The following is a 13,202-nucleotide window of genomic DNA, read 5'->3' on the forward strand; positions in this document are numbered from 1 at the left end:
ACATTCATTAATTATCATTTATCGGAATAAAAAAACTGGGTTTCTGAAATTACTTACCAAGTAATTTCAAACTACTATCCGATGCATGCGGAAAAAGCGATTTCCAAGCGCATCGCTTAGGATGAAAAAAAGACTTTTCTGAGCTAAAAGTAAAATAGTTGATGGTTCCGCTTCTAAGCTGAAAGTGGAGGGCGCAATTCGTATACCTGCCGTAGTAGAAATAAGAAGATAATATGTGTTTTTTCTATTTTAGATCATTGTGATTCTGTCTTGAAAGAATTATATTTAAAGTTTTATTAATATCCCCTTGCTTATTTGTGAAAATATGTGAATATTTGCAAGCGATTAGTGCCGTTACTTGGTAAGTAATTTAGTCTCAACTTCGTGTCTTACAATATACTGTAAAGCATACTCCCCTTCCATTTACCTTTTTTCACAGCTGCGATGAGTTGTCTGTTTACTTCATCGATACGTTCATTTTCAAAAGGTTTGAGGTAAGTTTCCGTTACCCGGATGGACGAGTGTCCCAGTGATTGGCTGATAATACCAATGGACTGCCCCATGTGGTAAGCCAGCGTAGCCCAAGTATGCCGGGCAGTGTAGGAACTTACCGGCACGCCTGGAAGCATCCGTTTTACGGCTTGCTTTAATGTCCGGTTGAAGTTACGTAAAGCAATCTGGTAAGAAAGATATTGTTCCCAACCGTCCTGTATCTCTGCATCCAGGATTGGCAACAGGTAAGGAGATGAGGGGGTAGTCTTCTGTCCGAGCCCTCGTAGTAGGCGCAAGGCTTCGGGAGACAGTTTCACCCGCATCGGTTTCTGAGTCTTATGACGGAGATAGACCAGATATTCCCCCTGCAAATCCTGCCTGCGCAGATGGGCAAGGTCGATAAACGGTATACCCCTGCACAGAAACATCAGGCGGAAATATGCCAAAGCCCTTCTTTCTTCTCTGGTCAGGTCATCGTTCTCTGCTCTCAACAACTTTTCCATCTGCCATCCACGCAGTGCACGTTTGGTTTGAGACACCACCCGTGTATGTACACCGACAAACAGCTGTGGGTTGTATCCCGGTGTGCCTACGGGCATCCAGCGGTTGTACACAGCCCGCAGTGAGCTCATGTAACTGGTCACGCTGTTCATCTTCAAGGGTCTCTTTTTCGTCTGCATCAGCCACTCCTCATAGGCTTTCAACCGCATAGGGGTGAACACTTCATCCATAGGCAGTGGTATGCCCCTACCACCCGCAAAATCTTGGAAGGAATGCAGCACAGACACATAACCATGCGCCGCCGCAAACTTTCGTTCACGTTTCAGCTGTTCGGTCACAGCAAGTATGTAGGAAGCCAAATCCGTACTTCCCACATCCGTTTCTACATCTTTTGTTTTCATAAATCTCACTATTTATTAATAATAAAAACTCCGGCACAGCAGTAGCTATTACCGGAGTTTTTTCAGTCTTATGATAATTGGAACATCTTCAAGTCATCTTCCACATCACTGATGGTATCTATCTGGAAAGTATCTACCAAGACCTTTGCCACATTGGGCGACAGGAAGGCAGGCAGCGTAGGCCCTAAATGGATTTTCTTCACACCCAGACTCAACAAGGCCAGCAGTACGATAACGGCTTTCTGCTCGTACCAGGCAATGTTATACACAATCGGGAGTTCGTTGATATCATTCAGCTCGAACACTTCTTTCAGTTTCATTGCAATGACTGCCAGTGAATAGCTGTCGTTGCACTGTCCTGCATCCAGTACACGTGGAATGCCGTTGATATCTCCCAGAGGCAACTTATTGTAACGATACTTGGCACAACCTGCTGTCAGGATGACTGTATCTTTAGGCAATGCCTTGGCAAACTCGGTATAATAATCACGTCCCTTCATACGTCCGTCGCAACCTGCCATAACTACAAAGCGACGAATAGCACCGCTCTTCACGGCATCCACTACTTTATCTGCCAGTTGCAACACCTGATTATGGGCAAAACCACCGATGATTTCTCCACGTTCTATTTCCGTAGGCGGCTGGCATTGCTTGGCTATCTCAATAATTTCGGAGAAGTCTTTTCTGCCTTCGGCATCTGCCTGAATGTACTTGCAACCGGGATATCCGGTGGAATTTGTTGTAAACATACGTTCCTTATATTCAGCATTTGCCAACGGGGGGACGATACAGTTTGTTGTAAACAGGATAGGTCCATTGAAGGTGGTGAACTCTTCACGCTGCTTCCACCAGGCATTTCCATAGTTGCCTACGAAGTGGGAATACTTCTTGAAAGCAGGATAATAGTGAGCAGGAAGCATTTCGCTATGTGTGTACACGTCGACTCCCGTACCTTCGGTTTGCTTCAATAGTTCTTCCATATCTTTCAGGTCGTGGCCGCTTATCAAGATACCCGGACGCTTCCCTACTCCGATATTTACTTTTGTCATTTCCGGATTGCCATAGCGTTCGGTATTCGCTTTATCCAGTAAAGCCATAGTCTTCACACCGTATTCTCCGGTCTGGAGTACCATCTTCACCCACTCGCCTGCCGGAAGTGATTTTGTGGCAGTGGCAGCCAAAGCATGTTGCATAAAAGTATGGATAGAAGCATCGTCATATCCCAGACGCATGGCATGTTCCAGATATGCCGCCATACCCTTCAGACCATAGGTCATCAATTCTTTCAGGGAACGCAGGTCTGTGTCGGACTCACGCAAGACACCCACGCTTTCCGCCTTGGCAGCATACTCATCACGTCCGCCCTGCCATTGCAATTCGTCGATTTCAGGCAGGGAAATACCTTTTTCTTTGGCTTCTTCTATCAAACGGTTACGCAATGCCATACCTTTATCCACCCTGTTCAGAATGCTTTCATCATCGAAATTGGCATTTGTAATGGTACAGAATAAGGCATCCACAACAAAACGGTTCACTTCGGCAGCTACAGAATGTCCGGCGTTACGGAATTCATCAGTAACGACTGATATTCCACGTACCACGAACATCAGCAAATCCATTGCCTTTGCCGTATGACTTTCTTTTCCACACACACCTTTCAAGATACAACCGGTGCCTTTCATTGTCTCCTGGCACTGATAACAAAACATTTTAGCTTCCATCATCTTATTCTTTTTATTTAGTTATAAAATATATATTCCTTCTCTTTAAAGAAGACAAGCTGCATCTCAGCATAACTTTTTCATGCAAGCATGAAAGTTCTGCATTCGATTTGCATTATCTTTGTGCAAAGATGGAGAGTTTATGGCAAGTAAATTGTCACGTATGTTACACCTAATCACAAAAAACTTAAAAAAGAATGGAACCACATATATTATTACAGATGCCATTATTTCAAGGCATAACAGAAGAAGTGCTGTTAAAGTTCGTTCTGTTGCACCAACATACCCTTAAATCTTATAAACCGGGAGAGTTTATCGCCATGCAGGGAGACATTTACCGTTCTCTATATATTCTGTGCAATGGAACAGTGCGTACGCAAATGGTCAGTGCAGAAGGAAAACAACTCACCATAGAGACCCTCCGTGCTCCGAAACTCCTTGCACCGGCTTTCATCTTCGCTTCCGAAAACCGTTTCCCGGTGAATATCGAAACCCTGGAAACCTCGGAAGTATTGATTCTGAATAAGGATGCTTTTCTGGAATTCATGCACCAGTACCCGGTCGTCATGCAGAATTTCCTGAAGTTGATTTCCGACCGGAGCTTGTTTCTATCCAAGAAACTGAACGAGTTTGCTTTACAAAGCCTGAAATCCAGATTGCTCAATTATGTAAAGATGCATGGAAGCATCGGTTCCCAACAGGAAGTGGCACATATACTTGGAGTGGCCCGTCCGTCACTGGCACGTGCCATATCTGAACTGAGCAATGAGGGCTGCATACAAATAGAAGGAAAAGAAATGTTTATTGACGAGGAGAATTCGAAGAAATACTTTTAATTCTACTTTTTCATCGTATCTTTGTACAACCAACTACCTAATATAATGAGGAAAATAACATTAACCGACAAACATCAGGAATTACTTTTCCAGATTCCGCTGTTTCGTGACCTTCCCCTTAACATCAAGCATTCGTTGCTCAACAGGTTAGATATCTCCCTGTACTCGGTCGACAAAAAAGATATCATTGCCACCCAGGGAACACTCTGCAAGAAATTATATGTATTATTGGAAGGAAAACTACGGGTAGATATTATCGACGGATTGGGAAATGAAGTCATGATAGAATATATCGTTGCGGCACGTGCATTCGCCACTCCTCATTTATTCAGTTCAGACGGAGTACTGCCGGCAACCTTTACCGCCATGGAAGACAGTACCCTACTCACCGCCAGCAAAGAGTCCATGTTTAAGCTTATCAGCGAGGAACCTAAAATATTACACAACTTTCTTTGCATTACGGGCAATTGCAATGTCTGCACAGTATCCCGCCTGAAAACCCTATCACGGAAAACAGTGCGCGAACGTTTCGTTGTCTACTTGCTGGAACACAAGAAAAAGAATTCTCCAATAGTCAACATCATCCACAATCAGGCAACCCTTGCCGAATATCTGAATGTAACCCGCCCTGCACTATCGAAAGAGATTAATAAGATGATAAAGGAAGGTATTATCGATATGGACGGAAAGACAGTGCAGATACTCAATGAAACTATATTAGAAAGGTACGTATAGGAGCTTTCTCCTGATACGTACCTTCATTTATGTTCTCTCTTACTTACAGTTTTACCACTTCACAAACAGCACTCTGGGATTGATATTGACAGACACCCATCCCCAGTCTTGCCAGCTTTTATGATTGCCGCCTTTCACAACGTCCATCGTCTCCGTTCCGCGCATAATGGAGTATCCGGCGGAGAGTTTCACATCCTTCATCACCGACCAGTTTATTTGATAATCGACTTCCGAACCTAATGCCTTTTTCAATCCCGACAACTTCACCGCAGTTGAGAAATGATGATAGTTCAAATCCATATCCACCTTATCGGAAGCACGGAAACGTAAACCCAGACGTTTGTCAAACAAGCCGGGAGCATATCCGGGTTTAAAGTCGGACGCATAAAAATAATCCATAGCTCCGTAAAACTTATGATGTGTACCATATAGAACATTGAATGCCTTGTACTTGTCACTGTCACCGCTGTCTCCACTTAGATAATCGGCGCTTGCCACTATCGTCCAAGTAGGTTTAAGGTTGTATGGGAAAGCATAAGCCACTTGCAGGCTGGCCATGAAAGCAGATACCTTCTGCACATTTTGGTTCTTGCCCGTCTGATAATAGAAGGCACCGTCTACATTCCACCCATTTTCCCTGTAGGTGATATAAGTTCCCATTGTTTGCAGATAACGGGTGTGAGACTCTTTAGTTGCCGCATCTCCGGTTTCCAATCCCAGATTCATGAACAGTAAGGATGCATCAAAGGGAGTATAATCGGATTTATAGTGATACCAGAGAGTCTGCATATTCTTGTAAGGCTGCGCTCCGGCCTGCACGTAATAGGTACCGCCTATCTTAGTCTCGTCATTCTGGTTGAAAGCAAGAATCAGATGCAGTTGGTTGTTGGGGTCGGCATAACCCAGTTTCAATGCATCATGGTAGCGTCCGGCTACATTCCAATCCAGTCCGCCCAGAATGCGTTCGTCATCATACGAAAGGGTCTGACGGCCTAATTGTGCAAAGAAGTTTTTACCGAAATTCAGTTTAGCCCATGCCTCATTCATGATGAAACGGCCGTTCTTGTCAATCTGCGGATCTTGTCCCCATACCCCCACATGCTGAGCCGAGATTTTCATTTGCAAATCAGAACGCTTGTACTCCATAGAAAGGCGTGCACGGCTATTGATGAATCCCGCAGGTTCCTCTCCTTCATTACGGGGCATCAGAGCACCGTTACGGTATTCCGCACGAGGTCTGATCTGGATGGACATTGTAAATTCATTCTCTTTTTCTGTAGTTTGCGTATACGCCATGCTTGGCAAAAGCATGAGAAGCATTGCCCAATAAGTAGTTTTCATAATGATTATCAGTTTAAATTATACGTATGAATGCTGACTCCCTGTGCAGAAGGCAGATAGTTGATGCCATACCAACACATTTGCAGCAAAACAAATGATATCAGAAGTAAAATTAAGGCCTTACGGTATAACATAGGTTTTCCAAGACGGAAATGTATATAAATCAGATAGGAAAACCACGTAGCTGCCGCCCATGTCTCTTTCGGGTCCCACGACCAGTAATGTCCCCACGCCTCTTTTGCCCATACAGCCCCCGAAAGCATGCCTAATGTCATGAATGCCAATCCTACATAAGTCAGATTATCGCATAGGTCCATCTCCCGGCTGTCAATCGGCTTCTTCTTGAACCAGAGCAGGTAAATAGCCATCACGGTAGCCGCACCCAGCATAGCATAGGCAAACATATATACGATGACATGCGGCGTAAACCACGGACTTTGCAAAGCCGGCATCAAAGTTTTGTTATGTATTTCCGGTTTGAAGATATTGATACAGATAAATACCAGTGACAGGATAAAACTGAAACTGAGTATCCACTTATACCTCCAACGACTGTATGTGATGAGTCCTGCCAGTGGAAGAAAGAAAGAGTACCACAGGCGCGTCTCTCCCATCGTCCGCATAGGCGGACGTTCCAGGGAAATCCATATTCCCACAATAAAGCAGAAGAAGATAGCAAGCCCTATCAAGGTAAGCCCACCAACAACATACGGTTTTCTTCCGCGCCAAGCGGCAAAGGCACCGAATCCCCAGAAGTGCAGGGCGGCAATTGAAAACGGTACAAAATAATCCCACGTCATTCAGCGTCCTCCTCTTTTCTTTTTTGTGCATTAACAAACAGACAGATAGCTCCCAGAACCATCATGATAATACCTGTATAGACAGCAGGCAGCCACGGATCACGTACCAGTTCGAACACACTGATATCGCTCCAACGCCCTTTCGTATCATCATAACTCAATTGATAAATATTCCATCCCGCCACATTCAGGGGATGGTTCACTGCAATCGTATCTTCCACCTGTTTGCCGTCTTCCGTGTAAACTTTCACTGTAGATGCAAAACGCTGCGGTTCGCGTTCCGGCATAATAAGGCTTGTCAACGAATCCAGACGCAATGCTTTATATGGGAAAATAAAACTACCGCAACTTACCCACCCCTCCTTTGCAGTTTTCGTCTTTTGATTGATAGCCTGCAAATAAACGGCGTACGTGGCTCCCATCGAATGGAATTCGGTAAACTTCACCGTATCTTCCGTAGCCACAGAAGCCGCCCAGGGAATCGTTTGCCGGATAGTCACCAACCAATCGACCAGTCGTCCATCCGTAACACCTTCTTCCAGCAACAAATGTTCCGGTGCTTTCTCTGGCAATGTACGTCCAGTTTCATTATCAATCAACATCAGTTTCGGAGGATACTCGTCAATCGTGAAGTCTTTCAGTTCAATGGCCAGCGAAAGTTCTATCAATTTACCGTGCTCATTCATTGCACGCCATTCGGCATTATCTATCCGGGTGGTCATTTTCAGCCGCTGCATATCGGCATTTCCCAAAGTTGCCGTAATCAGGGCAATGAACAGCCCGGCATGGTTCAAAAGGAAAGCAAGCTTCTTCCATCTGAATGGAAATCCGGCACGAAGCGTAGTCAACCCCAGTACAGTCATCATCCAGATATAAAGCAATACAAAAGGCCATGCCGAAAGCATTCGTGAAAAGCCAAGCATATCTGCCGGATGACCGGAAGGGACCTGACGGATAAGTCCCATCACCACCGTAATGCCCGCCACCCATAAAAGAGAAGAGACAGCCGATGTATAATGACTCATCCAACCAAAGATATAAACACGCTTGCGCAGGCAATGCATGGCAACTATTCCGGCTATATATAAAACCAGAACTATGATGTTCACCGGACAGGCAAACAGACTCCAATCTATTTCACCGATTGTAATCTGTAGCAGCCATCCTGTCACCAACAGTCCTGCGCCTATCAGGCATCCTTCTTTAAATCCCCACGGTCTGATCCACATATTTTTGTTTTATTTCTGAGCCAGACGACCGTTAGCTTTCGCTTTTTCCAGCCACGCAGGTACAGTTGTTTTCAAGAATTTCTCTTTAGCAGCTCTTTCCGCATCCATGTCGAGACCAATGTATTGTTGTGCTTTCTCTTTGGTTGAAATATCCGGCATCGGCACATCATCTGTAAAGCCATGCTTAGCCAATACTCTTGATACAGCCAGACGAGCCTGCATAGCCTTGTCCAATCCATGTGAAAGGATACGTTGGATTTCCTGCGGAGCATGGAAAGAACCACCGTGAGAAGCCACACCGAAATCCCAACGCCACTGCGCCTGACGGATCAGGGCAAGTACGTTTTTCATCTGATCTTCCGTAGCCCCCTTGTCCCATGCAAACTTAGCCTCGATATGAGCCTTGGCAAGTTCCTGTTCCAAACGGTTACGTATTTCGTTAGCCTTACGTTGGCGTTCGTACACATTGTTACGCAATGTTTCTTCACTTTCGCGGTGGCAAGTCTGACAAGTGCGGTCTATCATCGCCAGCGGGCTTTGAATATGATGATCGCTGAATTTCACACCACCTTCGCTCTTATAAGGCATGTGGCAATCTGCACATGACACACCTCTCTGACCGTGAATACCCATCTGACAGATTTCATAATCAGGATGCTGCGCTTTCAATATCGGAGCACGGCTCAGTTTATGAATATAATCATAGAAACCTTCATTATCATAATAAGCCTCCATATCTTCCACAGTAAAGCCTTTATCCCAAGGGAAAGTCAGGTACTTGCCATCACCCTTGAAGTAATATTCCACGTGGCACTGCGCACAAACCAGCGAACGCATTTCCTGCGGAGTAGCTTTTGTTATATCTCTGCCCTGGCGTGCAAAAGCCTCGATCAAAGCCGGACGGCTGATGTGCAGATTCATATTTTCCGGTTCGTGGCAATCGGCGCATCCGATAGGATTTACAATCTCATCACCCATTGCTCCCCACTTATTATTATAGAACGCATCCACACCGATAGCCTCCATCATACGGGGAACATCCGGGCTCTTACAAGTCCAACAGGTAGACGGTTGCGGACCATCTTCGGGAGTAGCAGGCGCCCCCGTACGAAGGCTTGCCGTAATATCCTCTATCGCATGCATGTGCCCACGTGGAGTCGAATAGTCCTTTGAGAAAGCATATCCTGCCCACAGAACCACCATTTCGGGACGTTGTTCCAATACATCGACCGCAATATTTCCGTTGAACTCACTCTGGAAATCCGTCTTCGCTGTTTCCGTCCAGGTCTGATATTCACGGGGGAAATCACTTTTGAACACTTCATTACGGGCTTCAATGCCTGTAATGACAGTCCTGCGGTTATTGAACACGCTTTCTAATTCCGCCCGCCTCTCCATCAGCGCGGAAACACATAATCCTAATACAAACACAACTACCATCGAACCACCGAACAGCAGCCAGCCTTGCCATGATTTCAATTTCTTTTCCATAAGTATATTGATTTTATTTCATTATTTCTTAAGCATCTTTTGCAGCCAGCCCGGAACGGGCGATTCGGGATAAGGTACCAGTGCATTGGGAGTGGATGACAACGAGTTGCTTCCGCCATGCGGCACATCCCGGTGACAATCCCAACAAGCCTTACCCTCACCTACCTGAGACATCATATAATCTATTTTCCCGGTTTTCACAAACTCCGTATTCAACTGCGTATGGCAACGGATACAGTTGTTCATAATCACCTCTGAACTGGCTTCATGCGCCCTGATAACCTGCGGCTCGCTCTTTGTCAGGAAAGCAGCCACATGTTTCATACCGTCCATCCCCTTGAATGTCCATTTCTTTACGGCATTCTCATGAGGAACATGACAATCATTACAAGTGGCATCCCGACTATGTGAACTGTGAAACCATGTAGCGTAGTAAGGTGCCATAATATGACAGTTCACGCATGCCGACGGCTCATCCCCCAAGTAGGTATGCGCCCGCAGCAAGTACATGAACAAGCCTCCCCCGCCCACAACGATACCGCAGATAACTATCGCAGCCACTTTCCATTTGTACGAAGGTAAAAACCTGTTTATAAATGACAATTTCTTCATAGGAAATAGTATTTTTCACAAAAGTAGGGGCTTTATTTTTAAAAAAGTGTAATAATGATTACATATTTTGCATAGTCTTGCGCTATCTTTGTCGTGTTCCGTTGAGTAATTATCCGCCCTCATCCGTATATTCTTTAAACACCTAATGTTATTGATAGAATATGAAAGCACTTAGTTTATTGATATGCCTTCTCTTTTCAGGGATATTACAAGCCCAAGAGGTAGAAATCGCCTTCCGGCAGCAGTTGCCGGACAGCCATCCGCGTTATCTGACAAACAGCAACGGTAAGAGTGAAACCCTGAATCTGATAGAAAAAGAAGATTGGGCAAAAGACGTATTTGAGAAACTGAAAAGGCGTACCGATCTTTATGCTAACCTGACAGATGCCCAACCGGACTGGTTACTTTCACGCCTTGCCATGTATTGGAAGTCTCATGCTACGGATGTATATATAAAAGGCGAAACCTTCGACCATGCCGGAGGCGAAAAAGCATCGGTACCCACCGTTCGCTATACCGGTACGCGCGGCACATTTGCCACCCACGGACGCCCCCGTCTGGAAGACGTAGTGCCATACGATGACGATGTGGAAGGAAATGTGACTTTCTGTAACAACGCCTTGCCCGGCTGCCCTATGGAGAGTGTACATCCTTCTAAAACCGGACGCAACATCGAGAGCCTGAACCGTGAAATCATGGGTATCGCCCGTGATGCCGCCTTCCTTTACTGGCTTACCGGAGAAGAAAGATATGCAAAACTCGCTGCCGGAGTATTCGATACCTATATGACAGGTATCTATTATCGGAATGTTCCCATCGACCTCAACCACGGTCATCAGCAAACTCTGGTAGGCATGAGTTCTTTTGAGGTTATTCACGAAGATATTCTTTATGACATCGTTCCCCTTTACGATTTCCTGTATGACTATCTGAATGCCTGGCATACCGACAAAATGGATATATACGCAGGAGCTTTCAAGAAATGGGCGGACAATATCATTGCAAACGGTGTTCCTCACAACAACTGGAACCTGATGCAGGCTCGCTATGTCATGAATATTGGTATGATACTGGAAAACAATAAGCAATATGCCGACGGTAAAGGGCGCGAATATTACATTGATTATGTACTCAACCGTTCCAGTATCCGCCAATGGAGTCTGAATAAATTAGCCGATTATGGCTTCGATCCGAAGACAGGTATCTGGGCCGAATGTCCCGGATACAGCAATGTAGTACTGAATGACTACACCAGCTTTACTACCCTCTTCGACCGGAATCTGAATTATGACCTGGTGGAAGCAATGCCGGTTCTCTCTAAAGCGGTAGCCGCTACTCCGCAATATTTGTTCCCCAACCGGATGATCTGTGGTTTCGGCGACACCCACCCAGGATATCTGAACACCCATCCTATATCCCGCATGATACGAAATGCACAACACAACGGCAAGAAAGAGCAGGAAGAATATTTCACTGCCATGCTGAAATGCTTCCATCCTGATGCGGGAAAAACCAAAGACAATAAAAAAAGCGTCCTCGTCTCTATCAATTCTTTCTTTGATGAAAAGCCATTGGAACTGAATCCAAATATCGAAGCCGGAAAAATAGAGCAATATGTCTCTCCCCTCTTCTATGCACCGAACGTTTCCTGGCTGGTACAACGAAACGGCATGAATCCCCGTAACAGCCTCATGATATCCCTGAATGCCAGTGAAGGAAACCACATGCATGCCAATGGCATATCCATGGAGCTTTATGGTAAGGGATATGTTTTGGCTCCCGATGCCGGAATCGGCCTTTACTTATACAGCGGACTGGACTATCTGGAATATTACTCTCAATTTCCCAGTCATAACACGGTTTGCGTAGATGGCATTTCCAGTTATCCGGTTATGAAAAGTAATCACTCCTTCGATCTTAAATCCAGTTTTCCAGTTTCTTCCGAACCGGGAAAAGCTTTCACTTCCGTAACCTATAGCGATGTTTCTTTCCGTGAACCGGAAAGCCGTGCCGACCAGACCCGTATGATGAGTATCGTCACTACCGGTCCGGAAACCGGTTACTATGTAGATATCTTCCGCAGCCGGAAAGAACGCGGTGGTGATAAAATGCATGATTATTTCTACCATAACCTGGGGCAAACCCTAACACTGACAGGCACAGACGGTGCAGACCTGAATTTGCAACCTACCGAAGAACTGGCCTTTGCCGGTGCTCACCTTTATGCTTATTCTTATATCTATGATAAGAAGTCGGCTACTACCGACAAAGACATAAAAGCTACATTTACCATTGCCATGCCCGACAAGGATGACATTTCAATGAACTTGTGGATGAAAGGAGAAACGGACCGGGAAGTTTTCACCGCCCTGTCTCCCATGACGGAAGGTTTAAGCCGTACCCCGGGGATGCCATATAATATAAAAGAACAGCCTACCCTGACATTTGTAGCCCGCCAGAAAGGAGAAGCCTGGAACCGGCCGTTCGTCGCTATCTATGAACCCTCATCCGTAAAAGAACCCGGCTGCATTACCGAAGTAAGCTTCCCCGAAGTAAAAAGCAAAACGGAAAACAGTGCCACCGGTATCTGTGTGGTACAGAAAAATGGACGCACAGATTATATTCTGTCATCTGATAACCCCACGGATATCTGCACCAGTGGAAAAATGAGTGCACAAGCCACCTATGCTTTATGGGGAAATAAAAAGGGCGATGATTGTACCTTCTTTTTAGGATATGGCACTTTGCTAAGCACCCCAAATGTAGTTATCAAGGCGGAAACTCCCGCAGATGTATTACTGGAATTCAAAAAAGGGACATGGTACTACACTGCATCGACTGATTGCACTGTCAGTATTCAAAAGAAAACGTACAAGCTAAAAGCCAATACGGAGGAAAAGACATTGAAGTAGAATTTTATTTAATGATTAATTGATTGTATTATATAATTAGAAAAAGAAATAGCAAAAGTATCAAGGTTATATCAACTTCCTATCGAAACCTTGTCAAGTCCGTATCATCTCCGTGTCTATAGCCAAGGAGA

10 protein-coding genes are annotated in these 13,202 nt (G+C 45.2%); 3 read left to right on the forward strand and 7 right to left on the reverse strand.

Annotated elements, in window-relative coordinates:
• Nucleotides 1–389: 389 nt before the first annotated feature.
• Together BACINT_RS16605 and hcp are read right to left on the reverse strand one after the other, a co-directional pair.
• Nucleotides 390–1,394, reverse strand: a complete 1,005-nt coding sequence (locus tag BACINT_RS16605; protein WP_007665118.1) for a tyrosine-type recombinase/integrase — start codon at nt 1,392–1,394, stop codon at nt 390–392.
• Between the two features lie 68 nt (nt 1,395–1,462).
• Nucleotides 1,463–3,115 (reverse strand): hydroxylamine reductase, encoded by a 1,653-nt coding sequence (gene hcp / locus BACINT_RS16610; RefSeq protein WP_181982181.1) that lies wholly within the window; start codon nt 3,113–3,115, stop codon nt 1,463–1,465.
• A 197-nt stretch (nt 3,116–3,312) separates the two neighbouring features.
• Between hcp and BACINT_RS16615 the strand changes: the two genes are divergently transcribed.
• A complete protein-coding gene (locus tag BACINT_RS16615; protein WP_007665120.1) occupies nt 3,313–3,951 on the forward strand; it encodes a Crp/Fnr family transcriptional regulator in 639 nt (212 codons plus the stop codon).
• Nucleotides 3,952–3,996: 45 nt separating this feature from the next.
• Nucleotides 3,997–4,686 carry a Crp/Fnr family transcriptional regulator gene (locus tag BACINT_RS16620; RefSeq protein WP_007665121.1) on the forward strand — a complete coding sequence of 230 codons (690 nt, stop codon included), beginning with the start codon at nt 3,997–3,999 and terminating at the stop codon, nt 4,684–4,686.
• Between the two features lie 51 nt (nt 4,687–4,737).
• On the opposite strand, the gene BACINT_RS16625 is transcribed toward BACINT_RS16620, so the two are convergent.
• The 5 genes from BACINT_RS16625 to nrfH are packed head-to-tail and all read right to left on the reverse strand — an operon-like array spanning nt 4,738 to nt 10,159.
• On the reverse strand, nt 4,738–6,027 hold the full coding sequence (locus BACINT_RS16625) for an alginate export family protein (protein WP_007665122.1): 1,290 nt from the start codon (nt 6,025–6,027) through the stop codon (nt 4,738–4,740).
• A gap of 8 nt (nt 6,028–6,035) precedes the next feature.
• Nucleotides 6,036–6,827 carry a cytochrome c biogenesis protein CcsA gene (gene ccsA / locus BACINT_RS16630; RefSeq protein WP_007665123.1) on the reverse strand — a complete coding sequence of 264 codons (792 nt, stop codon included), beginning with the start codon at nt 6,825–6,827 and terminating at the stop codon, nt 6,036–6,038.
• Nucleotides 6,824–8,056, reverse strand: coding sequence for a cytochrome c biogenesis protein ResB (locus tag BACINT_RS16635; protein ID WP_007665124.1), 1,233 nt, complete (start codon nt 8,054–8,056; stop codon nt 6,824–6,826). Before BACINT_RS16635 ends, ccsA begins: the two co-directional genes overlap by 4 nt.
• A gap of 9 nt (nt 8,057–8,065) precedes the next feature.
• Entirely contained in the window at nt 8,066–9,547 is a 1,482-nt protein-coding gene (gene nrfA / locus BACINT_RS16640) for an ammonia-forming cytochrome c nitrite reductase (RefSeq protein ID WP_007665125.1), read from the reverse strand.
• A 21-nt stretch (nt 9,548–9,568) separates the two neighbouring features.
• The gene (nrfH, locus tag BACINT_RS16645; protein WP_007665126.1) at nt 9,569–10,159 is read right to left on the reverse strand and encodes a cytochrome c nitrite reductase small subunit; all 591 of its coding nucleotides are present in this window, start codon (nt 10,157–10,159) and stop codon (nt 9,569–9,571) included.
• A 161-nt stretch (nt 10,160–10,320) separates the two neighbouring features.
• Here nrfH and BACINT_RS16650 point away from each other — a divergent pair, with 161 nt between their 5' ends.
• On the forward strand, nt 10,321–13,071 hold the full coding sequence (locus BACINT_RS16650) for a heparinase II/III domain-containing protein (RefSeq protein ID WP_007665127.1): 2,751 nt from the start codon (nt 10,321–10,323) through the stop codon (nt 13,069–13,071).
• Nucleotides 13,072–13,202: the final 131 nt, after the last annotated feature.

It is taken from the genome of Bacteroides intestinalis DSM 17393, assembly GCF_000172175.1.
Classification (GTDB): Bacteria; Bacteroidota; Bacteroidia; order Bacteroidales; family Bacteroidaceae; genus Bacteroides; species Bacteroides intestinalis.